Raw genomic sequence first — 22,966 nt, 5'->3', positions numbered from 1 at the left:
GCAGTTCTTTATGGTTTTGGAGCAAATACCGGGAAGCTTTCCGTTTTGGTAATAATGGAATTAATATCATTCCAAGATTTTTCCCATCTCTTTTTCGTAAAGCCTGGATATGCTTTTAAGTTTCCCGCTTTTTTGGTTGGTAAGGGAACCACTTGGTATTCAGATTTTCCGGATTTTTTATATTTGTTTACAACAGTAGGTAAAAATGAGGTTTTTGTAAGTTTTATTTTTTTCGTTTTTGCATCTTTCATGATGTCCAAATATACAATCACACCTTGATCGGTGTATGGATCAGATTGATTGGAAATGAAATTCCCCATAGAGTAGATTATCAATTTCTCTTGTCCATTTATGTTTACTTTTTCAATTTGTTGTTGGACATGGGGATGATGTCCTAAGATAACATCAGCTCCTGCCTGTAATACTTGCGTAGCGGTTTTTTTCTGAAACGGATTGGGAGTGCGTTGGTATTCTGTCCCCCAGTGTAAAGAGACTAAGACATATTCGGCTCCTTGTTGTTTTAGCTCCTTGATATCTTTGGTAATTTTAGCAGGATTAATTAAATTAACCAAGTAAGGTTTACCTTTAGCAACAGGAAGTCCGTTTGTATGTTCGGTGTAAGAGAGAAATCCTAATTTGATTCCATTTTTCTCTATTACAATACCTTTTCGCTGTTCAGGAGTAGGAGCTGTCCCTGTCATCATAAAACCTTTCTTTTTAATCGTAGTAAATGTTCGAATAATCCCTTTTTCACCTGTATCATTGGAATGATTATTTGCTGTTGTTATCACATCTACACCAGCATACTTTAATGCATCCAAGATTTGATCAGGTGAATTGAATCTAGGAAATCCACTATAAGGTTTGCTCGTACCAGCCAAGGTTGTTTCTAAGTTTGCAACGGTTAAGTCAGGAGAAGATAAATATGGCTGGACGTTTTTAAAAAATTTGCGAAAATCATAACCGTTTTTTGTTTTTCCAGACTTCATTTGTGGTTCATGCATCATCACATCACCAATTGCTGCGATCGTAAGCTTTGAGGGTGGTGGAGGAGGTGGTGATGATTTTTTTTGTTTCTGTTCATCTGCCTGATCAATTTGAACTAGTTGGCAAGCGGATAATAGAAGAAATAAGACCAACATAGTAATGATCGATATTTGTTTTCTCAGTTGAATCACTCTCCAAAAATATGTTGCTACTGCTATACGATATTTTACCAGAAATTCAACAGGAAATGAAAAGTTTATCCCCGTTGTTGTCGAGTGGTGAACATAGTATAATTATGCTTAATGTTAATTGAATCGGATGGAGGATTGTTGAATGTTAACAACTATTGCCAATCTACACAATCATATAGAGGAAGAAGTAAAGATAGGTGTCTGGATGTATAACAAGCGGTCTAGTGGAAAAATTCAATTTCTACAGTTGAGAGATGGATCAGGTACAATACAAGGAGTTTTGCTAAAAAACCAAGTAGATTCATCGATCTGGGACGCTGCTAAAAATTTGACACAAGAAAGTTCTTTGTATGTATGGGGAAAAGTGAGAAAAGATGATCGAGCACCGTCTGGATTTGAATTAGATGTCATAAATTTAGAAGTCATACATATTGCAGAGGAATATCCCATTGCGAATAAAGAGCATGGAGTAGATTTTTTATTGGATCATCGACATCTTTGGATTCGGTCAGAAAGACAGCGTGCCATTCTCAAAATACGTGCAGAAATTATTCGGTCTATCCAGTCTTATCTTGATTCGGAAGGATTCAATTTAGTTGATCCTCCTGTGTTAACACCTTCCTCTTGTGAAGGTACAACCAATTTGTTCCATACAAAGTATTTTGACGAAGATGCTTATTTGACTCAAAGTGGTCAATTGTATATGGAAGCTGCTGCGATGGCCTTGGGTCGTGTTTATTCTTTTGGTCCTACTTTTCGCGCAGAAAAATCCAAAACACGTCGTCATTTAATTGAGTTTTGGATGATTGAACCAGAGATGGCATTTGTAGATCATCAAGGTAACTTGGAAGTACAAGAAAAGTTAGTTTCGCATGTGGTGCAGTCGGTTCTGACTAATTGCAAATTAGAATTAAAAGTTTTGGGTCGGGACATCAGTAAGTTGGAAAAAATTCAAGCTCCTTTCCCGCGCATTACCTATGACGAGGCAGTAGAGAGGCTCCAAAAGGCGGGTGTAGATTTTACTTGGGGGGATGATTTCGGTGCTCCTCATGAAACTTTATTAGCAGAGCAATTTGAACGACCACTGTTTATTACAGAATACCCGACAGGAATCAAAGCTTTCTATATGAAACCGAATCCTGAACGTCCAGAAGTCGTACTGTGTGCCGATATGATTGCACCAGAAGGTTATGGTGAGATTATTGGTGGTAGTCAACGTATTGATGATCCTGTCTTACTGGAGAAACGTTTCCAAGAACATGATCTACCAACAAAAGATTACGCTTGGTATATGGATCTAAGAAAATATGGAACTGTTCCACATTCAGGTTTTGGATTGGGATTGGAAAGAACAGTTGCTTGGATTTGTGGTCTGGAACATGTGAGAGAGACCATACCATTTCCTCGGATGTTAAATCGCATGTATCCATAAACCGACAAGGGGTCTGCAAATGAAAGGAAATGAAAAAATACGAGCTATGTTCGTACAACTTTTACAAAAGGGTACGATTCCATTGCCTGTTGCCCTCTTTACGGAATACAAACGTCTGGGTTTACGAGAGACCGAAGTATTGTTGCTAACACAACTACTTATTTTTCAGGAGAAAGAAAAAATAGCTGCACCAACTTTTCAAGAACTCTCCTATCGAATGAATTTAACAATACAAGAGATTGCAGATATGGTAGCGAAATTATCAAAAGATGGTTGGGTAGGAATTGGTTCAAAAGGAGAAAAAGGATATGATCTCTCTCTTATCTATGAACGTCTAGTAGCAAGTATAGAAGAAGAGGATGACGAGATTATTATTGATTCGGATGAGCAATATCAAACATTGTTTCATCTTATTGAACAAGAATTTGGACGGCCTCTTTCTCCAAATGAGTGTGAACATATTATCAAATGGTTGGATGAAGATCTTTATCCAGAAGAACTCATTGAAGCAGCACTTCGTGAAGCAGTTTATTGTGAGAAAATATCGATACGGTATATGGATCGTATATTAATGGAGTGGGAAAGACATCAAATCCGTACTGCTGAACAAGCTATCCAATTTTCGAAGCGTTTTAGGCAACCTGAAACACCAGTACAACCCAAACGGTCTACTTCCGAATTTACGTTTTATAATTGGTTAGAAGGATAGTAAAACCCCCATCCTTTTTATAAGAGAAAGGATGGGGGTTTTTTGTTTTATTTCAATATATCTTGGAACCATTTGGAAGTTGGTTTCCAAATATGAATGTTCCACCAATGGAATGGAGGGATGATAATATGTTGAAAAAACCATCGCACAGGAATCCAAATCAAATGAATTGTAATCCACTTAATCGGAATCCACAGTACATAACGTAAAATCTGTCCAATTATCCGAAAGATCCATGAAACTGCTATGTAAGTCCAACGAACAACTACAACAATGATTTCATTCCAAATCCAGTGCAAGACAGGATAAAAGATATGTTTCCATAACCAAGTGAATGGGAAGATGATGACATAGTAAAGAATAGGATACAAAATGTTCGTCCAGACGAATACAAATAGGTAACGCCAAATAAATAAGAAGACAGGTGTAATGATAAAATCCCATAACCATTTTAATGGTATCCAAACGACATAATATAACGGATAACCAATGATATACTTCAAAATAAATATGAAAACGGGTTCAAGAATAGTAGTCCATAACCATTGGAGAGGTATAGTAATAACATAAATCCAGATCCATTCTAAAATTTTGTAAATGAGATAGAACGGAAAATATATGACAAAAGCGATTCCGCGTACAAATGCTTTTATTACTTTTCCTATTTCTGCCATTTTTTTCCCCTTTTCGTTAAGTTTTAGGATAGGTAATGTTACAGAGGCAAAACGAAACTTCCTATTTATCATAAAAGAAATATGCAATTTGTAACAAGTCATATATGAATAATTCTAAAAAAGATTGTAATTATAATATTGAACCAAAATCATCACCTTAGAAAGTTGACAGAGTTATAATGATTTATTTAAGAATAGGAAAGTTATGATTGACAGAAATTCAAATAAAGGATAATATGACAGTATTCACTGACGTTATGGAAATAGAGAATAGGTGATTGGAAATGAGTAGAAAGTTACAAAATCAAGATAAAATGTTATTATCAGCTATTGAGTTGATCGCAGAAAAGGGATACAAAGGAGTAACAACTCAGGAGATTGCAAAACATGCAGGTTTTAGTGAAAAGACCTTGTTTCGCAATTTCGGTACAAAATTAAATCTGTTATTGACAGCATATGATCGATTTCACTATGGAGCAGAGATGACTGCACTTTTTCATGAGAAGTTAGTGCATGATTTGCCAACAGATTTAAAATTAATTAGCAAAACCTATCATGATTTGATGAATCAAAATCGAAAATTGATCATGATTTCGATTAAAGATGAGCATTTGATGGATGTTCTGAAAGATAAGGCGCAAAATCATCCAAGACAATTATTGCGTATTTTGACAGAATATTTGACTCAAATGCAAATGGAGCAAAAAATAAGAGAAGATATTAATCCGGAATCCCTTGCCCTCGCATTTATGATGATGAACTTCGGTGCATTTATGAACAATCTTGATGTGGAGAAGTCCATTTATAACATGTCATTAGATACCTTTGTTAAGGACAGTGTACAAATTTTTGTTCAAGGCCTTAAGACATAATTTTTTTTAACCAAATAGACAGTCAGTACTGACTGTAAAAAGGGGAAAAATAAGATGAAGCACAGACAACACGGAGACAAACTATTACTCATTTTGATGTTTACCCTTATTATTTCAGCAATGAGTGCTTTGATGTTTAATTTTACATTAACAGATATTAGTAAGGAATATCATATAACTACCGCACAAGTAAGTTGGGTTACATCCATTTATGGCTTAATTTATGGGATTGGGACAGTATTTTATGGGAAGATGGCTGACCAGTATCGACTAAAAAACTTGATTACATTTGGACTATTATTTTTTACGGTGGGATCATTAATTGGTTTAGGATCCACGAGTTTTTGGATGGTTTTGGCAGCAAGAAGTGTACAAGCACTTGGAGCTAGTGTCATCCCAGCAATATCCATGCTCATTCCTATCCGTTATTTTGCGCCTGAAAACAGAGGAGTTGCAACGGGGACTATCGTAGTTGGTCTTTCATTAGGAAATGCTCTGGGGCCAATCATTTCAGCACTCATTGTGGAATTTACCCATTGGAGATGGTTGTTTTTTATCCCCGTTTTTATTGTCATAGTGATACCCTTTTATCGCAAGTATCTAGATGATGAACAACTACTCAAAAATAGAAAAACAGATTGGATAGGCGGCTTCATGCTAAGTTTAACAGTTACGAGCATTTTATTATGGATTACAAATGGATCCTGGTGGTATTCACTCATTGGTTGTGTTACTCTTCTATTATTTATTGTAAGGATTCACAAATCATCAAACCCTTTTATCCAGCCTGTTCTTTTTCGAAACAAAGATTATGTAGTTGGACTGGGGATTTCTTTTCTTGTTAATGGTATGTGTACAGCAATTTATTTTGTTATCCCACTGCTTTTAGCCAATGTTCAACAGCTGCAGGCAGGATGGATCGGGTTTGTCATGGTTCCAGCAGCAGCAGTGTCAGCATTGCTTGGTAGATACGGTGGGAAAATAGTAGATACGAAAGGTAACAAGCCATTATTTACGATTGCTTCTTGTTTATTAATGGTGTTTTTTGGGGCTATCTCTATTTTAATAGGTAGTTCACCTTATGTAATTGCTATATTGTTGATTTTTGGTTTTTTAGGTCAATCGTACATGATGCTATCCATTTCGAATTCTATTTCTAGAACTTTGCCTTATGATCAAGTAGGAGTAGGGATGGGATTTCTTATGATGCTAAATTTTATTGCTGGGAGTATTGGTACTGGTATATACGCCAAGATAGTGGATATAGATGCCAAAGTCGCGATAATTCCTATCCAATTGTATGGTCCAAGCATTATATATAGTAATATATTTACTCTATTAGTTTTATTGCAACTTGTAACATTGATGATTTATTATTTGTCCCAATATGTATTCCAAAAAAGAAAGGTTTCACATTTATAAACAGATGGTCTACAATATGATCAGGGAGAGAACAAGGGGTTATTTACCATTCCTTATGTTATGGTAAATAACCCTTCTGCTTTGTCTATTCGATTTTGATAGAGGATATTCGGTCGTTAAATTGATAGATTGTTAAATCATTAATCTGTCGACAACCTCCCTCGAGTCGTATCGATTCGGCGTTTTCATCAAAATTGGCGTTATCATAAACTTTAATCGCATTCATCGAACAATTTGCTTTAAAAGAGCTGATCCGATCATTCCAAAAATCACCTACATAGTTTGTACTTCCACAGAATGTTGTTGATTTACCTGAGTAATTAATATCCTCATAAACCGTGACACAGCCAGCAGATGGTGTTGCATTATCCATAAAAGCAGTATGTGAAGAAGCAAAGAAGAAAGAGAGTATTAGTAAAATTATAACAATCCGACGATTTATCATGATTTCCTCCTTCGATTTTGTATAATTTCTTATTTTCAATTTATTATTTAGTTCACGAAATTATTATCCAATATCTGTAATTCGGAGGAGATGGTAAGAATCATTAGTAAATTTTACATTTATTGATTGTTATTTGTGATACACGACTTGTTTTGCTATTCAGGATTTCCATGGTTGTGTAGGGGGAATCCTTATCGGTTCTAAATACTATATTTAAATATTAGTATTTAATATTATTAATTCTGATTGTAAAATAAGGTTGAAACGAAGATGTACCCAGTTCACTATGATTGTAGGAGGGTTTGGTTGAAGTTGAATACCACTTTATATTTTGTGAGACCAGGAGAAACCGACTGGAACCGTAATCAGCGAATGCAAGGAAGAACAGATTCACCACTTACCCTTGTTGGAGTGGACCAAGCAAAAACTTTGTCACAACGTTTAGAACATATTGATTTTCATGCCATTTACACAAGCGAAAGCAAAAGGGCATGTGATACAGCTTCTTATATTTTACATAACCGCAAGATAAAATTAAGAAAGACCAAGGATTTAACAGAGATGTATCTTGGAGAGTGGGAAGGTTGTACATTATCTGAAATACAATTCCAATATCCTGATGAGTACCATTTATTTTGGAAGAATCCTAGCTCTTATGAAGCAACAGAAAGCAAGGGAGAAACCTTTGTTGACGTGCAGGAAAGGGTCATACCATTTGTACAAAATATTGTAGAGAGACATGTAGGAGAAACTATCCTGCTCGTAACCCATGCTATTGTAATTAAATTATTAGTTAATTTTTATGGTGGAGAAGATTTGTCTTCTCTTTGGGAAAGCCCTTACTATGATAGTACAAGCTCTTTTATCATGGAGTTTACTCAAAACGAGGTGCATTTATCATTTGAAGGGGAAAGATTGGGATATTAGAAGGAAAGCAGTTGGAACAATTGGAAACAAGGTAAGGAAGTACTTGTTGTACATATCGAGGACGATTTGTATTATTGTGAATCGAATGCGTATTTTCTAAGATCGAAGAGGATTACCCTTCTTTGGGCGAATAAAGATACATATCCAAATTATATTTTACTTTATTTTCCCGATGTTAATTTTATGATGTATCGATCATTGTTATTTTTAAATAGAATACTGTAGTAAGTAACAAAGAAGAACGAATGAATCGAAAAACGTTTAGCCTATGTGTTATTATTCTCATACTACTTTGAACTTGTAGTTCATCAACGCCTTCCGTAACCAAAATAAATTCAAAACAATCACAAAATAATGCAAAGACGATGCCTCTTATTTCTGATAGAAAATTTGGAGAAATGGAACGGTGACTTTTTTACGTTATCCAAGGAATTACAGTGGAGATAAGTATAATGAAGCTGCTATGCGAATAGCAATTAATAAATTTCTACAAGATGGACAAAAAAACAATATTTGGATTGAATTTATTCTTTAGCAACCGATTATTCTCAAGAATGTATTCAAAATTTATCTACAGATGTTCAAACTGATTTATCAAAAAAATGGAAAAATTGTTTTGGTAGAGGAAAAAAGGGTATATTTCTCCATATTATTAGATGCCAGCGGGAGTATGAAGGAAAAATAGGGAACAAAACAAAGATGAATATTGCCAAAGCGGCTGTACAAAAGTTTGCTTCTACTTTGCCAAGTAATGCTGTTATATCGTTACGTGTCGATGGACATAAAGGGGGTAATAATGGTGCGGATAAGACCACTTCATCATTTTGCCGTCAGGATACCCCGATCCTCTATAGGTCGGGGAGGAATGGTGGCGTTGTTCGGTATCCTCTTGTGGGATGCTTAGAAAAACACTCTTTTCTTCTGTTTATTTTCCTTAATGTTCGGAATTTTAATGAAAATTGTTGAAGGATCGAAGGTGGAAAAGTGGAATGGACGATTACAGCAAAAGTGAAGATCTTTCCCAATGAGGAGCAAAAGAAACTTTTGTTAGAAACATTACAAGCTGTCAAAGTAGGATGTAACTTTGTATCGGAACAAGTGTATCAAAGTAAGGTTCTAACGAGAGCCAAATTGATTAAAATGACATACGAAACGCTTCGCTCTCGCTATTCTCTTCGCTCTCAAATGTCCCAAAGTATTGCGATTGCTGTCATTGCGAAATACAAATCAGCGAAATCGAATGATCATGACTGGTCTCTAGTTAGGTTTAAAAATCCTGAATACGATCTCGTCTTTAATCGGGATTATTCCATTCGACCCAATAAAATCTTTTCGGTTAACACATTAGAAGGTCGGGTACAAATTCCTTACGAAACGAAAGGGATGGAACATTTCTTTGACGGAACATGGAGATTCGGAACAGCGAAGCCTTGGTAGAACGCTCAACCCACGGTGTACCAGCGATCATGCTTGCGTACTTTGGACAGGTCTGAGAGGTATAGGCAGGGTCCACAGCAATCACAGTGGATTGATCCCTTTGGAATCGCTTGCATGACTGGACAGATACAAGCCCCACCTCTTTAGAAGGGATGGATAAGAGAAGACAAGAGAAAAATAAAATTTACGATGAAGGCCAAGAAAATATTCATCAACTCAATCGAGAAAAGAGAGATTTAAAATCACAATAAATGAATCATAACATTGTTACTGCTTGTTAGTAGCGCTGTTTTGTTATTTGTTCATAAGGGATATTTGAAAACTAGTTTGTAGCAGAGACTGTATTTGATTAATCCATGCCTACTTTAACTTACAAATAATTGGTGATATTAGAATCTTTTCGAATAAGTGAATTAAAACTTCAAGCTGTCTCTCCTTATGTTTCATATATAGTAGCTAGTGAAAGGGTTGCTACCATGCAAAGTAAACATATTAACCAACCCTTCTAAGGAGCACAAAGAATTCAATAATTGGAGATAATCTTATAAACTAGAACAGCAGCCCTTGCTTAACCTAGCGAAAAATCAACCTCCGTTTTCACCACTATTATTACGACCACCACACAACTACACCATCATCGGGTCTATATGTCATTTCATTCACCACCTTACAATAGGACTTTTTGCGTTTGAAATATTTCGTAGAATTTGCGTTTCTACGGCACTATTATTACAGTAAAAGACCAAGGCGCACAGATCTTTTTTACGCCTTGGTTTCCATTATTTTGCTATATAACTTGGACCAGAATAGGATTGAGTATTTGTTTTGGTTGGATTGTTTCTCACTTTAGGAATAGGAATAAAGTATTGATAGTAAGGGACTTTTTCAAAGATTTTCAATGAGATAACGCTAACTATTAAGTAGAACAGAAAGGCAAAGCCTATAGCAGCTGGATGCCAGAAGAAGGCCGGCATAAAAGCTCCATAATAGATAAATAGTGGATGCATCACATAAATCCCCATGGAGTATTCTCCAATAGAAGTTAATGTCTTATCAAGCTTTGTTATTTGTTTTATTTTTGGATAGATACCGATTAATACAATGAAAAGAATAGGTACAATGATCATATTTTCTAATCGATATTCAGCTATTAATCGAATCCGATAAAAAGACCAAAGTCCATCAGCTAAAACGACAAATGCGAGAGCAAGATTTATCTTTGGGTGAGACTGTATCCAATCGCGAATCGTAGTCCAATATTGAGCAAGGTATCCACCTAAAATAAAATAGAAGATCCAATTGAATACATATACTTTTTCCCAATGCAAATAAAGTGGGAGCAGTTTTAAGAAGAGAAGTTGTACAATAAGCGAACCTACTAACATGATATTCCATTGTTTTGGACTGTCTACCCATTTTTGTAAGAGTGGGAAGATCAAATAAAATTGAAGGACCAATGAGAAGAACCACAAATGATAAAATCCTTCTCCTAGATACAACATTTGATAAAAATATTCGATGGAGAATGCAAAGTTAGTATGCCCACTATAAAGATAAGAAATAATCTGATAGAAAACCGTGAATGCAAGAAATGGGATAATTACTTTACTTGTTCGTGATTTCCAATAATGCTTAGCTTGAAACCCTTTTATTTTCCGGTGATAAAACAACAGAAAACCACTAATCATAATAAATAGATTAATACCATAGCGGCTCATCTGATTTAATAATAAGGTATACCATTCATGATGTTGATCGTGAATATAATAGTAGGAACCAGTAACATGGATGACTAAAATCAATAGGCAAGACAAGGCTCTTATCATATGGATTTCGTATAGGTAGTTATCGTTCTTCAAAGAAAACACACCTTTAAAAAATATTCACTTCTAACAAAGGTGAATAAAAATATACCTTCGTATCATGGAATGAGTTAGTTAGAAGCTAACATATATTTTGATAATGCACAAATAGATTTATAAAATTTTATATATGCAAACAGGTGTAAACAGAGGAGTAAATAGTAGTATTTTGGAGTATACGCGAGATTTAAATTCAAATGTGAATTTATTTTTACATAATCAGGCAGGTGAAAGTGCGGAAATGGGAATTATTATTAAAATATTATAAAAATTATGAGCTCAACTTAATATGGTATGATAAAAGGTAAGTGTCTCCTACGAGCTTTGGAAGATAAAGTGAAAACCGTACAGAAAATCTTCAAAAGTACAACGATGCGACTAGCGTGGCGATGGATGTGGGAAAAGAAGCTGCTTTCACTCGTGATTCTCTTCTGTGTCATGATGGATGCACTGGTTTCTTTCCTCCGTCCATATATGACGAAGCTATTCATCGATGAAGGGGTCAGTCAAGGGGAAAATGATATTCTCCTTCTCTCGATTCTTGGTTTCATGTTCGCCAGTGTGTTCGGCTTTATGTTCATGAGGCTTGGCGACGTCCTAGAGGAACTTATGAACGGATATGTAGATCTTGGTCTCCAAGGAAATCTAAGGGAGAAGCCGAATCAAGTATCTGAGCTTCGTTTGTTCCATAAGTTTCACAGCACGGAGTTGCCAGCAGGAGTGCCGATCTGGACCAGCAAGATTTCCTCTGCTATTTCAACTGTGATTCCTGATTTGCTCAACCAGAAACTCAACATGGTGGTGTCGCTTGGTGCCATGTTGTGGATTAGTCCTGTGCTGACCGTGATCTGTGTCTTTTGTGTCGGTTTGCTTTTTCTGTCAAAGCGTGTATTGAAAAAATACGCAAAGCTGAATAAGCAAATGTTCGAGCAGCAAAACAAGATCATGTCGCACACGGTTGATTTTTTTCGATCGTTTCGTGACATTCAGATGTGTGGAGCAATAAAGAGGGAAAATGACGAATTTAAGCGTCTCCGTACTGCATACATGAAGACCAATCTCAAAGCTGCTATGACGAAGATCTTTGGGATTGATTCGTTTTCTGTATTGATGGAAGCTATCATCACAGGGGCGATTTTCCTCATGGGGATGTTGTATTTTCAAATTATCTCACCTGGGCAATCCTTCCAGTTTGCGGGCTACGCTGTGACTTTTCAGGTGGGTGTCAATTGGTTCTTTCAGCGCTTCCAGTCTGTATTGGAATTTGTGCCTGATGTGGACCGATGTGACGAAATTCTCCATTTGGAGGAAATTCCTCTGAACCTCAATCCGATCGACCTGGAAGAAGTAGAGACTATTGAGTTTCGAAACGTGACTGCTACGCATCTGGGGAGCAATGTACCTGCGATCCACAATGTGTCTTTCTTGATCCGAAAAGGCGAAACTATCGGGCTTGTTGGACCATCTGGTAGCGGGAAGACTACAGTGATCTATCTGCTAGGCAGGATGCTTGAGCCCGATTCGGGGGAAGTACTGATCAACGGCCGATCGATCAAGGACTTCACCCTAGAATCGATGCGAGAACGGTTTGCTTTCTGCTTCCAAGATACAGACCCGCTCGATCGTTCGATCATCGCCAACCTAGAGCTTGCTAATCCTGAGGCAACAGATACAAAGATCCAGAAAGCGCTTTTCGATGCTTCTTTGGACTTGCCTAAGGAAAAACTCCAAGGAAAAACAGATCTCTCAGGCGGTCAGAAGCAGCGTCTCGGAATTGCACGATCTCTCCTTCGGCCCAATGCTGAGGTGTTCATCCTAGATGAATTTACCTCTGCTTTGGACGCAAAGACGGAAAGCCAAATGATTCAGCGAATGGATCGCAGGCTACAAGGAAAGACTCGGATCATCATCGCACATCGATTTTCCACGATTCGCACTGCGGATCGGATCGTAGTGATGGATTCCGGAAAAATTGTACAGACAGGTCCACATGAAGAGCTTCGTCGTCAGAAGAAAGGCTTGTACTATGAGCTGTGGAAAACCCAAAAAGAACAGTCATGGCTCGAAAAGTGGAATGGGAAGGTCCTAGGATTCTTCCAGAAATAAGGAGTAAGTGGCTTGGATTGATCTGGGGAATTTTCTGATCTCCGAGTCCCTTCTCCGTTTGAAAACCGCCCTTGTTGGAGTGAAATACAACAAGGGCGGACTCATTCATCGTTTATTTGGAATGATTAATAGCTAAAATGATTCTTCCACGTCCATGACCCGTTTCACTGAGAATATGGGCTTTGTGGGCTTCTTGTAAGGGAAAGACTTTGTTTGTTTCTGCTTTTAGTTTTCCTTTTACCATTAAATCAGCGATTTGCTGTGAAATAAGTTTTTGCTCCTCCAATGATGGCATAGTTTGAACATCAGGTTTTATAGCGATGATCCCCTTTTGTGCGGCCTTATCTATCGATGGTTCTCCAACAATAGATACTAATTTTCCTCCTCTTTTTACTACTTCCATCGATCGTTCCAGTGTTTCACCACCCACTGTATCAATCACAAGATCTATTTCTGAAACATGTTCTTCAAAAAGTTGGTTTGTATAGTCAATAACTTGATCAGCCCCTAATGAGTAGACAAAGGGGACATTGCGAGTGGATGAAGTACCGATAACGTGAGTACCAACCCATTTGGCCATTTGTACCGCTAGCATTCCAAAACCGCCTGCTGCTCCATGAATCAATATTTTCTGTCCTTTTTGTAATCCTCCATCATGAAAAAGTGTTAACCATGCAGCCAAAGCACTGGCCGGAATAGTGACAGCTTCTGAGAAACTTAAACCTTCGGGTTTAAGCGCAATTTGTTCAATGGAAGCTGTAGTATATTCCGTGTAAGTTCCATAGGCGCTTCGTCCAAATACGGCTTGTCCTTTGGTGAAAGTTGTAACATTTTCTCCTACTTCTTCTATAATACCTGCAAAAGTAGAACCTGGAATATAGGGGAACGTAGCAGGGCGTATCTGTTGAAACATACCTTTTCTATATTTCCAATCATAAGGTAATACTGCTGCGGTCTTAATTTTAACCAATACTTCCTTTTCTGCTGGTTTTGGATAGGGTATCGATTCGAGTTTTAGTTGTTCGGGACCTCCATATTGGTAGATGCGTATTGTTTCTCTTGATTTCATTTTGTATAAACTCCTTTGTTCATTTTTGTAAGTAGGAACATGAAAATCAAATTTACTATGGTGAGCACAAAGAAAAATAAATAAATATTACTGTAAATTCCGGATAGATCTGTATTGCTAAATGGATTGAGTGGAGGAATATGTTTAAATTCGATAAATTTAGTTAAAAGTGTTCCTGATATAGCAATCGTAAGAAAATTAAGTAATCCAAACATCCCCATTCCTATACCTGTATGTTCCTTTGGAAGGTGAGTGGAAATCGTTTTGCTAATGGTTGGCTGCATAAAAATGTAACCTATCTCAGTAAGGATAAGCAGGATAGAAAGCAACCATGCTTGATATCCTGAAAAAGACGAAAGCATGAAAAATCCTATACCAAGTAAAAAGATAGATATGGATAATACATAACGACTGCCTAAATGGTCTGTTAACTTACCACCAAATTTACCCATCAATGCAGCTGCAACAGCTGCTGGAGTTAGTACTAGCCCGATTTTATATCCAGATAAACCAAAATACTGACTTAGTAATAATGGGGTAATAAGAAAAACTCCAAAGTTCATTGCTGTATTAATGACTCCCATAAGTACACCTTGAACATAAGCAGTCCGACGAAACAGTGTAAATGGAACAAAAGGATTTTGTACTTTTCTTTGTCGCCAAACAAACAAGAGAAAGAAAATCAGGCTAATGATTAGTAAACTTATTTTCATAAAGGTAATAGCTTCCATTAAGGAAATAACAGATCCCATCAATAATCCTAAACTGAGGAAATCTATTTTATCTTTTTGTTTAGCAGTTTCATTAGGCAGCCATTTCCATATAAATGGAATGGTGAAGAGAAGAATGAATGGGAATAAAAATAGGAATCTCCAATTCAAACCTGTAAGTAGCCCGCCTAGTACAGGACCAATAATTGCTCCAAATGCCATGGCAGAAGCAAGTGTTCCTAGTGCATTTCCTCTTCTTTCTTCAACAATATATTTTGCTGGGATGGTCATTGCCAATGATGGAATGGTAGAGATCCCAATTCCTTGTATGATTCTCCCGATAAGAAGCAAGGTGAAATTTGGTGCGAAAAAGCAAAGGAGAGAGCCTCCGAAAAAGAAAACTACTCCAAATAACGCTATTTTTTTCACGCCATATAGATCTGCTAATTTCCCATATATTACGGATCCCATTGCAGAGATTATCCCAGCAATGGTTACTAACCAACTAGTAGTGGAAGGAAGCAAATCAAACTCTTTCGAGATACTAGGAAGTGCAACATTTAGCATGTAACTATTTACAATAGCGAACGGTACCATAAATAGAAGTAAACCAATAATTTTTTTTTCATCTTGTAGGGCAATCATAATGTTCTATCTCCCCGTGTTCTTTGATCTATATTTGTATCATACGCTTGCCTATGCATTATGAAAAATGTATATTTTCTTATATATAGATAACTTTTAACTTATGAAATGAGGTTAGAGTGATGGATTTACTTCCATTGAGGTATTTTAAAAAAGTGGCAGAAACCAAACATCTCACACATGCAGCAGAAGAGTTACATATTACACAACCTGCATTAAGTCAAACGATTGCTAGATTAGAGAAGGATTTAGGAGTAGCACTTTTTGATCGAAAAGGTAGGAAGATCCATCTTAATGCTTATGGAAAAGTGTTTCTAAACAAAGTAGATATTATTTTACAAGCATTAGAGGAAGGTAGGAGAGAGATAGCTGATATGGCTGGACTCGACAGAGGAACGGTGGCGATTGATACGACTTTTTTACCGCATTTTTCAGAAGTAATAAACGATTTTCGAACAACCTATCCTGATGTTCAATTTCGCATATCACAAACAGCATCACTAGAAAAACAAAATGAAATGCTAGAAAATGGTGAAATAGATTATTGTATTTCGTGTAAACAAAAAGATTTAAATGGAATAATTAGTATTCCTATCCAGACGGAAGAAATCGTATTTATTGTATCCAAAAAGCATGGTCTTGCTAAGCAAACCAAAATACAATGGACTGACATTGCAAAGGAATCTCTTATTCATTTTAAAGAAGGACATACCTTTAGAGAAGTAACGGATGAATGGTGTAAAACAGTTGGAATTACTCCAAAAATAGTTTGTGAAACAGATGATTCTAAAACATTAACAACACTTGTTAGTTCTGGAATAGGTGGTGCTTTTTGGTTAGAGACATTAGTAGAGGAGAACAATGCGTTTCATGTCTTAACGATCGAAGAGCCAATTTGTCATCGGAATTATTATTTGTCGTGGTCGAAAAAGCGATATCTTTCTATTGCAGCACAACGATTCAAAGAATTATTATTAGAAGATTATAGAAAAATAAATATATAGACTAGTTTGTAATGCAAACAAATTAATTCACACCGTTACAACAAAGAAATAGGAGGAAAAATGATTCGATATATTAGTGTAATAATGGTTCTTGTTGTTGGTCTAGGAATGCTTCATTATTATGGTTTTATCTGGTACAATTCGATATTTGCTATAGGATATGATGTGAAAGGGTTAGATGTATCTCATCACCAAGGGGCAATTGATTGGGAAGCGGTAAAAGAAGAAGGTAAGTTTGATTTTGTTTATATAAAAGCAACCGAAGGAAAAGACTTTACAGATAATCGTTTTGCTAATAATTGGATGGAAGCTCGAAAGCAAAGATTTCGAACAGGAGCATATCATTTTTTCTCCATGCAGAGTAATGGAAAAGATCAAGCCGAACATTTCAAAAGGATTGTTCCTGTAGTGTCGGATAGTTTACCACCAGTTATCGATGTGGAAATAGCTTTATATCATGATAAAAAGAAAGTTCTAGACAGCTTGACAACGATGATTAAGGAATTAAAAAAAACATACCAAAAAGAGCCTATTTTATATGTGACTTATGATACTTACCATACCTATATAAAAGACTCTATGGCTGGTTATCAAATATGGATTCGTGATGTTTTTAAATATCCCTCGATTGATAAAGAAAAGTGGATGATGTGGCAGTACCATAATCGAGGGCATGTGAATGGAATAGAAACATTTGTTGATATCAATGTATTTAAAGGAAATCATTTAGATTTAATAAAGTTAAAGTGATAGCCTACATCAAGATTTCGAATAGGCCCATACTTACTAATAGTACTCCTGCAATGGAGCTGGCAAAACGATTGATCCAAGAATAGGATAGTTTTATACCCATTCTGATCCCTATCATCATCGTGCAAAAGGACATACTACCAACGACAATACTAGACAATACAGGAGATACACCAGTTATTCCACCTCCGATTCCTACACCAAAACAATTGAGTGATAGAGCTATACCCAACAGTAACGATTCCTTGGAGGAGATGACTTTGTTGTTATCTGTATCAGCTCGCTCAGGGCAATCTAGTATTTTTTGTAGATAATGTCCTTCTTCTGATTTCTGTCTTGCATCGTTTAATGTGATACGTTGCCAATCCGTCCAAATAGTCCAAGCGCCTATGCCAAAAAGAATGATGCCGCCACCAATGTTAGCTAAATCAGGGTCAATATAATTACCGATCCAACTCCCTAATGTAACAGAAAAATAAGTAATTACAGCTCCAATACCAGCAATGATGAAGTTCGATTTAACAGGTATTTTAGTAGATTGTACGCCATATGCGACGCCTACTCCTAAGTTATCCAAATTGGCAGCAATCCCAATCAATATAATGGTTAACCATTCCACATCCGATACCTCCTAGGTCTCTGGACATTTGTAACAGCGTATGCAAGGAGGATCGAATGTTGAAAACAAAAAAGAAGACAACTCAGTTCTTCCGTCTTGTCATCATTCATATATATTTGCCATTACACAAAATGGGATGGATGATGAATGAAGGATGCTCCAATAAGGTTTATTCAATATATTTTGGGTCTACTGATAAAAACATTTGGACTTGTTTTGGTTATCCGATCTAATTTAGGAACTGGTTCATGGGAAGCATTTTATATAGGGTTAGCTAAAAAATCAGGCTTATCCATGGGAATGTGGGTTTTTATAATTGGTTTTATTCTTATTTGGTTCAATGCGTTTTTATGGAAAAGAAAGCCAACTTATAGCTCTTTTTTGACCATCGCAATGGTAGGGATATTAATTAATTGTTGGTTATTTTTTATAACACTTCATCCTATCCATATCGGATTGCAAATGTCGTTGTTTTGGACAGGCCTGATTGTTGCTTCTTTTGGAGCATCTATTTATCTGCTATCCGATTTTACCCCTACCCCAGTGGATCAACTCATGTTTGCTTTGTCTTATCGCTTTCAAATTTCTATTATGTTTGCCAAGACAGTTAGCGAGTTATTTGCTCTTCTTTTGGCGATTGCATTACATGGATCAATCGGGATAGGTACAATTATATTTGCTTTCCTCTTTGGACCGTTCATTCAGTTTTTTATACAAAAATTAAATCGAAAACAGGCTATACTTTAATAAATTTTTATAAAAAATCGCGTGTATATATTATTTGTATTTAAAATGTTTTAATATATATAAGTGTTTAAATCTATGAAAGAGGAATGGGAAATGTCGAAATCTCCTACTAAAAAAGGAACTGGAATGGCTTTAGGATTGTGTATAGGAGTAGCACTTGGATCGGGTATTGGCTTGGCATTGGGTAATACAGCTTTTATAGAAGTAGGCATGGCAGTAGGTGTTACATTTGGCATCATCTTTGAATCATCAAGTAAAAAAAGCAGGAGAAAGAATAATTTCTTCGTCCCTTTAAAAGAATAACCAATGAATAAACTATTAAATTAGATGTTGTATTTTTTGAAAATTTATTGACAAAAGATTTAGCTGAGGATAAAATGTCAGTGTATACTGTCGTTGTATACGATGGATTAGAGTTAATAGGAGGATACAACATGTTGAAAATAGGAATTATTTTAGGAAGTACAAGACCAGGAAGAGTTAGTCCGCAAGTAGGAGAATGGGTGAAAGCATTGGCGGATAAACGTGGAGATGCAACTTACGAGATAGTAGATATTGCCGATTATAAATTACCATTCTTTGGAGAATCAGGTGCAGAGGCGCAAATTCAGAAATGGTCAGAAAAACTAGCTAGCTTAGATGGTTTTGTTTTTGTTACTCCAGAATATAATCATAGCATTACTGGAGCTCTTAAAAATGCACTCGACTTAGCGCGTGAGGAATGGAATAACAAAGCAGCAGGCATTGTCAGTTATGGTTCTACTGGTGGAGCCCGTGCAGCAGAACACCTTCGTGGAATCATGGGTGAGTTACTTATTGCTGATGTAAAAACACATCCCACTCTTTCATTATTTACCGATTTTGAAAATTTTTCTACTTTTAAACCTGCTGATCTGCATGTAAGTAATATTAATCTGATGTTAGATCAAGTTGCCGCATGGAGTGGCGCATTAAAAACATTACGTTAATGAAAAGAATTATCAATAATATTTTTGGCCGATGAGTTTATTATAAATCATCGGTTTTTTTGTCTTTTTAATTTGAAAATACTTTATTTAAACTACAAATGACAGGAAGGTTTTACTTCAAGAATTTGTTATGGCATCACAATGGATAGGCATCTACGAACGTTATGTCTATTTTAAGAGGTGGATTTATGTTGAAAAAGAACAAAAATATGCAAAGTGTGAATAGTATAGGTCTGATAATATACAAAATATAAAGTAGTAAATGTTCTTTTTTTTATGCTGAAGTAAAGTAAATATAATGTAAATGGAGCATATTAACAGTGAGGAGTGGTACTAGTCATGGATTTTTTTACACCCGACTATTGGTCAGCATTGTTAGCAATTATCGTCATTGATTTAGTTCTGGCTGGTGATAATGCGATCGTCATTGGTTTAGTAGCAAGGAATTTGCCCAAAGAACAACAGAAAAAGGTGATCGTTTGGGGGACAGTTGGTGCAATTGGAATAAGAGCAATTGCATCGTTATTGGTAGTTTGGCTTTTAAAAATTCCAGGTCTGCTCTTGATAGGTGGCATATTACTGGTTTGGATAGCTTATAAACTCCTCGCAGAAGAGAAAGAACATAATGTAGAATCAGGCCAAAGTTTTTGGACGGCGATAAAAACGATTATTATAGCTGATGCCTTGATGGGATTGGACAATGTTCTTGCAGTTGCAGGAGCCGCACATGGCGACTTCTCCTTAGTCATTATTGGTTTATTAGTATCGGTACCAATTGTAGTGTGGGGAAGCACGCTAATTTTAAAATGGTTAGAACGTTATCCTATTATCATTACGATTGGAGCTGCCGTTTTAGCATTTACTGCTGCTAAAATGATGGTAGATGAGAAATTTTTGAAAGGTTTTTTTGAAGATAATCCCTTATTGAAATGGGGAGTAATCATCGTTGTTGTAGTGGGAGTAATTATGATTGGGACATGGAAAAAGCGGTCAAAACAAAATCAGCATACGAAATCAGAATAAACATAGGGAAGAAAACACCTTACTCAATTCGCAGTAAGGTGTTTTTCATTCTGGTAATAGTGGATGAGATATTCTTGAAAACGTAGAGCTGATTTAGATAAATATTTTTCTTTTAGCCATACAAGTTGAAAACTCCGCTGGAAATTTTGTTGTTTGATCGGTATTAAGGTGATTTCAGGACGCGAAACAGCTTCTGTTATAAACGCTACCCCAATTCCTTTTGCTACAAAACTGCTGAGAGCAGATAATTCTTCGACTTCACAAACGGTTTGAGGTTGAAAATTTACTTCTTTGCATAAACCATCTGTTATATGACGAAAATGATTTCGTGATGGTAGGCTAATGAAATCTTCATCTGAGAGAGCATGGAGATCGATTTTAGAATAATTTGCAAATGGATGCGTTTTTGGAACTGCTACATAAATTTCTTCTGTAACAAATACATGGTTTTCCATGTTCTTATTTGTAACTGGTAAGGAAGTAATGTAAAAGTCGATTTCTCTGTTTTGGAGAAGGTTTTGATTTTGCTCTTCAGAATGTGTCTGTTTAATAAGCAGACGATTGTTAGGAAACAAAGTTAAAAATGAGCTCACAAGTTCTGCGTCACATTGGTGATCGGTAGATGCCAATGTGACTCTTCCTCGATCGATATCGGCTTGATCCATTACTTGTTTTTTTCCTTCTTCTAATGCCGCTAGTGCAATGTCTACCTGCTTGAGAAAGGTTTGACCATATTCGTTTAATCTGATTTGCCGTTTTTGTCGATCAAACAAAGCAACACCTAGATCATTTTCTAATCTTGCAATGGTTTTACTAAGTGCTGGTTGGGCAATATGAAGTTCTTCTGCAGCTTTTGTTAAATGTCCAAGTCGAGCAACTTTTTGGAAGTATTGTAGTTGTAGTAGTTCCATGGAATCACTCCTCCTATTTCATATACTAGATGGAATGTATATATGTTGAATTATATATTTTTATTTATTATTTATCCATAGTACGATAAGCCCAACAAGATAAATCGATGGAAAAGTGGAGAAGCAAGTTGGCCAACATGATTTAGCAGGAAAGAATAAAGAAATAAAATTCCAAAATTCAAAAATAAAGAAAAAGAAAGGTTGATTGGAAATGAAAAACATAGCAATTTATTTACTGGCGATTGGAACATTTTTAACAGGTACTTCTGAGATGGTTGTGGCAGGAATTGCAAATCTAATAGCAAAAGATCTACAAATTACCGTTGCGCTTGCTGGTCAATTGGTAACCGCATTTTCCTTGGCATTTGCGATTGGTACTCCTATTGTTGTTACTTTTACTTCTCAAATGGAACGAAAAAAAGTTTTGCTTGGTTCATTAAGTTTTTTTCTCATAGGGAATATCGTTTCTTTCTTCCCAAATTCGTTCCCGATTCTATTGCTAACAAGGGTTATTCTTGGAACTAGTGCCGGTGTGTTTATTGTGGTGGCTATGAGTGTTGCTGCTAAATTAGTCACACCTGATAAAATTGGGAATGCAATCAGTACTGTTTCTTTAGGATTTGGAGCATCATTGGTATTGGGTGTACCTCTTGGGGTGTTTTTAAGTGAATGGTTGGGTTGGAGATCTATTTTTGCTCTTTTAACTATCTTGAGTTTAGCGATTATGATTCCATTATTCCAATTAATCCCCAAATTAGAAGGATCGGAACCAATCCCTATCAAAGAACAATTTTCTATTTTGAAAAACAAAAAAATTTTGGGTGGTCTATCCATTTTTTTCTTTTTGATCGCTGGATACGGAGCGAATTATACTTATCTAACGCCATTTTTGCAAGAAACTATTCATCTTGATATGACAACGATCAGTTTGAGTATGTTCGTGTTTGGTATTTTTGCAGTGGCAGGAACCCGACTTGGAGGATTTGGTGCAGATAAATGGGGAACATCCCGAACAATTACGTATAGTGTTTTATTTCATACGATCTTCTTGATTTCTATACCACTCTTTACTCAATCTGTGCTGTTAACATTGCTACTTACTGGATTATGGGTAGGAATAGCAAATATAACAATTCCAGCTTTGCAGACATATTTCATTCAACAAGCACCACAATCGTCAGATTTGGCTTTAAGCGCAAGTTCTTCTGTAGCCCAATTTGGATTAGCAGTAGGAGCAGGTCTTGGTGGCATGTTGATTAAATTCTCAAGTACAACTAGTTTTAATCCTTGGTTTAGTGCCATTATTGTGATCTTCGCTTTCTTGTCATCCATTATTGTCTTAAGTGTTAAATCAAAAGTAGTATCTGAATAAATGAATAAATCGAGCATCTACTAGAAATATTTAGATGCTCTAACTATTTTATTTTAGAATGTCTACTGTGTAGTATAATGAAAA

At 36.2% G+C, this 22,966-nt stretch carries 22 protein-coding genes; 14 read left to right on the top strand and 8 right to left on the bottom strand.

Annotated features, from left to right (window positions below):
- Positions 1–8: 8 nt before the first annotated feature.
- Complete coding sequence (locus A3GQ_RS24370; RefSeq protein WP_051271719.1) at positions 9–1,178, bottom strand: CapA family protein; 1,170 nt, start codon at positions 1,176–1,178, stop codon at positions 9–11.
- A gap of 142 nt (positions 1,179–1,320) precedes the next feature.
- Between A3GQ_RS24370 and asnS the strand changes: the two genes are divergently transcribed.
- Together asnS and A3GQ_RS0112765 are read left to right on the top strand one after the other, a co-directional pair.
- A complete protein-coding gene (asnS, locus tag A3GQ_RS0112770; protein WP_028777373.1) occupies positions 1,321–2,610 on the top strand; it encodes an asparagine--tRNA ligase in 1,290 nt (429 codons plus the stop codon).
- Between the two features lie 19 nt (positions 2,611–2,629).
- Positions 2,630–3,319, top strand: coding sequence for a DnaD domain-containing protein (locus A3GQ_RS0112765; RefSeq protein ID WP_051271716.1), 690 nt, complete (start codon positions 2,630–2,632; stop codon positions 3,317–3,319).
- Between the two features lie 47 nt (positions 3,320–3,366).
- Here the strand turns inward: A3GQ_RS0112765 and A3GQ_RS0112760 are convergent, their stop codons facing one another.
- Positions 3,367–3,993 carry a hypothetical protein gene (locus A3GQ_RS0112760; protein WP_028777371.1) on the bottom strand — a complete coding sequence of 209 codons (627 nt, stop codon included), beginning with the start codon at positions 3,991–3,993 and terminating at the stop codon, positions 3,367–3,369.
- Between the two features lie 284 nt (positions 3,994–4,277).
- Here A3GQ_RS0112760 and A3GQ_RS0112755 point away from each other — a divergent pair, with 284 nt between their 5' ends.
- On the top strand, positions 4,278–4,865 hold the full coding sequence (locus tag A3GQ_RS0112755; RefSeq protein ID WP_037464842.1) for a TetR/AcrR family transcriptional regulator: 588 nt from the start codon (positions 4,278–4,280) through the stop codon (positions 4,863–4,865).
- A gap of 54 nt (positions 4,866–4,919) precedes the next feature.
- A complete protein-coding gene (locus A3GQ_RS0112750; RefSeq protein WP_028777369.1) occupies positions 4,920–6,287 on the top strand; it encodes an MFS transporter in 1,368 nt (455 codons plus the stop codon).
- An 85-nt stretch (positions 6,288–6,372) separates the two neighbouring features.
- On the opposite strand, the gene A3GQ_RS0112745 is transcribed toward A3GQ_RS0112750, so the two are convergent.
- Complete coding sequence (locus A3GQ_RS0112745) at positions 6,373–6,732, bottom strand: peptidase inhibitor family I36 protein (protein WP_028777368.1); 360 nt, start codon at positions 6,730–6,732, stop codon at positions 6,373–6,375.
- A gap of 306 nt (positions 6,733–7,038) precedes the next feature.
- Between A3GQ_RS0112745 and A3GQ_RS0112740 the strand changes: the two genes are divergently transcribed.
- Together A3GQ_RS0112740 and A3GQ_RS24360 are read left to right on the top strand one after the other, a co-directional pair.
- Positions 7,039–7,659, top strand: a complete 621-nt coding sequence (locus A3GQ_RS0112740; protein ID WP_051271711.1) for a histidine phosphatase family protein — start codon at positions 7,039–7,041, stop codon at positions 7,657–7,659.
- A gap of 984 nt (positions 7,660–8,643) precedes the next feature.
- Positions 8,644–9,096 carry a hypothetical protein gene (locus A3GQ_RS24360; RefSeq protein ID WP_051271707.1) on the top strand — a complete coding sequence of 151 codons (453 nt, stop codon included), beginning with the start codon at positions 8,644–8,646 and terminating at the stop codon, positions 9,094–9,096.
- 779 nt (positions 9,097–9,875) lie between these two features.
- Here A3GQ_RS24360 and A3GQ_RS0112720 read toward each other — a convergent pair.
- Complete coding sequence (locus A3GQ_RS0112720; RefSeq protein WP_028777366.1) at positions 9,876–10,955, bottom strand: acyltransferase; 1,080 nt, start codon at positions 10,953–10,955, stop codon at positions 9,876–9,878.
- Between the two features lie 375 nt (positions 10,956–11,330).
- Here A3GQ_RS0112720 and A3GQ_RS0112715 point away from each other — a divergent pair, with 375 nt between their 5' ends.
- Complete coding sequence (locus tag A3GQ_RS0112715) at positions 11,331–13,064, top strand: ABC transporter ATP-binding protein (protein WP_169818293.1); 1,734 nt, start codon at positions 11,331–11,333, stop codon at positions 13,062–13,064.
- A 112-nt stretch (positions 13,065–13,176) separates the two neighbouring features.
- On the opposite strand, the gene A3GQ_RS0112710 is transcribed toward A3GQ_RS0112715, so the two are convergent.
- On the bottom strand, positions 13,177–14,133 hold the full coding sequence (locus A3GQ_RS0112710; protein ID WP_028777364.1) for an NADP-dependent oxidoreductase: 957 nt from the start codon (positions 14,131–14,133) through the stop codon (positions 13,177–13,179).
- Entirely contained in the window at positions 14,130–15,488 is a 1,359-nt protein-coding gene (locus A3GQ_RS24355; RefSeq protein ID WP_051271704.1) for an MFS transporter, read from the bottom strand. Before A3GQ_RS24355 ends, A3GQ_RS0112710 begins: the two co-directional genes overlap by 4 nt.
- Positions 15,489–15,610: 122 nt before the next feature.
- On the opposite strand from A3GQ_RS24355, the gene A3GQ_RS0112700 reads away from it, so the two are divergent.
- Both A3GQ_RS0112700 and A3GQ_RS0112695 read left to right on the top strand, forming a co-directional pair.
- Positions 15,611–16,492 (top strand): LysR family transcriptional regulator, encoded by an 882-nt coding sequence (locus tag A3GQ_RS0112700; RefSeq protein WP_028777363.1) that lies wholly within the window; start codon positions 15,611–15,613, stop codon positions 16,490–16,492.
- A 60-nt stretch (positions 16,493–16,552) separates the two neighbouring features.
- On the top strand, positions 16,553–17,242 hold the full coding sequence (locus A3GQ_RS0112695; RefSeq protein ID WP_051271701.1) for a GH25 family lysozyme: 690 nt from the start codon (positions 16,553–16,555) through the stop codon (positions 17,240–17,242).
- Positions 17,243–17,246: 4 nt separating this feature from the next.
- Here the strand turns inward: A3GQ_RS0112695 and ytaF are convergent, their stop codons facing one another.
- Positions 17,247–17,861, bottom strand: coding sequence for a sporulation membrane protein YtaF (gene ytaF / locus A3GQ_RS0112690; RefSeq protein ID WP_028777361.1), 615 nt, complete (start codon positions 17,859–17,861; stop codon positions 17,247–17,249).
- Between the two features lie 147 nt (positions 17,862–18,008).
- Between ytaF and A3GQ_RS24350 the strand changes: the two genes are divergently transcribed.
- The 4 genes from A3GQ_RS24350 (at position 18,009) to A3GQ_RS0112670 (ending at position 20,599) form a co-directional block, all read left to right on the top strand.
- Complete coding sequence (locus tag A3GQ_RS24350; protein WP_037464837.1) at positions 18,009–18,608, top strand: YczE/YyaS/YitT family protein; 600 nt, start codon at positions 18,009–18,011, stop codon at positions 18,606–18,608.
- A 93-nt stretch (positions 18,609–18,701) separates the two neighbouring features.
- Entirely contained in the window at positions 18,702–18,911 is a 210-nt protein-coding gene (locus tag A3GQ_RS0112680) for a hypothetical protein (protein WP_028777360.1), read from the top strand.
- Positions 18,912–19,042: 131 nt separating this feature from the next.
- Entirely contained in the window at positions 19,043–19,576 is a 534-nt protein-coding gene (locus A3GQ_RS0112675) for an NADPH-dependent FMN reductase (RefSeq protein WP_037464834.1), read from the top strand.
- 339 nt (positions 19,577–19,915) lie between these two features.
- Positions 19,916–20,599: a TerC family protein gene (locus tag A3GQ_RS0112670; RefSeq protein ID WP_028777358.1), complete on the top strand. Its 684-nt coding sequence runs from the start codon at positions 19,916–19,918 to the stop codon at positions 20,597–20,599.
- 23 nt (positions 20,600–20,622) lie between these two features.
- On the opposite strand, the gene A3GQ_RS0112665 is transcribed toward A3GQ_RS0112670, so the two are convergent.
- Positions 20,623–21,510, bottom strand: a complete 888-nt coding sequence (locus A3GQ_RS0112665; RefSeq protein WP_028777357.1) for a LysR family transcriptional regulator — start codon at positions 21,508–21,510, stop codon at positions 20,623–20,625.
- Between the two features lie 211 nt (positions 21,511–21,721).
- Here A3GQ_RS0112665 and A3GQ_RS0112660 point away from each other — a divergent pair, with 211 nt between their 5' ends.
- Entirely contained in the window at positions 21,722–22,882 is a 1,161-nt protein-coding gene (locus tag A3GQ_RS0112660; RefSeq protein ID WP_028777356.1) for an MFS transporter, read from the top strand.
- The last annotated feature ends 84 nt before the right edge of the window (positions 22,883–22,966 follow it).

This window comes from Shimazuella kribbensis DSM 45090 (assembly GCF_000428065.1).
In the GTDB taxonomy this organism is placed as follows: Bacteria; Bacillota; Bacilli; order Thermoactinomycetales; family Thermoactinomycetaceae; genus Shimazuella; species Shimazuella kribbensis.
The sequence above is the reverse complement of the archived record's forward strand: the minus strand, read 5'-3'. Positions and strand labels throughout refer to the sequence as shown.

Bases quoted from the DNA above. Each gene is read 5' to 3' on its own strand.
- A3GQ_RS24350 (WP_037464837.1), top strand. From the start codon at position 18,009: ATGAAGGATGCTCCAATAAGGTTTATTCAATATATTTTGGGTCTACTG.
- asnS (WP_028777373.1), top strand. From the start codon at position 1,321: ATGTTAACAACTATTGCCAATCTACACAATCATATAGAGGAAGAAGTA.
- A3GQ_RS0112715 (WP_169818293.1), top strand. From the start codon at position 11,331: ATGCGACTAGCGTGGCGATGGATGTGGGAAAAGAAGCTGCTTTCACTC.
- A3GQ_RS0112665 (WP_028777357.1), bottom strand. From the start codon at position 21,510: ATGGAACTACTACAACTACAATACTTCCAAAAAGTTGCTCGACTTGGA.
- A3GQ_RS0112750 (WP_028777369.1), top strand. From the start codon at position 4,920: ATGAAGCACAGACAACACGGAGACAAACTATTACTCATTTTGATGTTT.
- A3GQ_RS24355 (WP_051271704.1), bottom strand. From the start codon at position 15,488: ATGATTGCCCTACAAGATGAAAAAAAAATTATTGGTTTACTTCTATTT.
- A3GQ_RS0112760 (WP_028777371.1), bottom strand. From the start codon at position 3,993: ATGGCAGAAATAGGAAAAGTAATAAAAGCATTTGTACGCGGAATCGCT.
- A3GQ_RS0112680 (WP_028777360.1), top strand. From the start codon at position 18,702: ATGTCGAAATCTCCTACTAAAAAAGGAACTGGAATGGCTTTAGGATTG.
- A3GQ_RS0112755 (WP_037464842.1), top strand. From the start codon at position 4,278: ATGAGTAGAAAGTTACAAAATCAAGATAAAATGTTATTATCAGCTATT.
- A3GQ_RS0112710 (WP_028777364.1), bottom strand. From the start codon at position 14,133: ATGAAATCAAGAGAAACAATACGCATCTACCAATATGGAGGTCCCGAA.
- A3GQ_RS0112660 (WP_028777356.1), top strand. From the start codon at position 21,722: ATGAAAAACATAGCAATTTATTTACTGGCGATTGGAACATTTTTAACA.
- A3GQ_RS0112745 (WP_028777368.1), bottom strand. From the start codon at position 6,732: ATGATAAATCGTCGGATTGTTATAATTTTACTAATACTCTCTTTCTTC.
- A3GQ_RS0112670 (WP_028777358.1), top strand. From the start codon at position 19,916: ATGGATTTTTTTACACCCGACTATTGGTCAGCATTGTTAGCAATTATC.
- A3GQ_RS0112675 (WP_037464834.1), top strand. From the start codon at position 19,043: ATGTTGAAAATAGGAATTATTTTAGGAAGTACAAGACCAGGAAGAGTT.
- A3GQ_RS0112765 (WP_051271716.1), top strand. From the start codon at position 2,630: ATGAAAGGAAATGAAAAAATACGAGCTATGTTCGTACAACTTTTACAA.
- A3GQ_RS0112700 (WP_028777363.1), top strand. From the start codon at position 15,611: ATGGATTTACTTCCATTGAGGTATTTTAAAAAAGTGGCAGAAACCAAA.
- A3GQ_RS0112695 (WP_051271701.1), top strand. From the start codon at position 16,553: ATGATTCGATATATTAGTGTAATAATGGTTCTTGTTGTTGGTCTAGGA.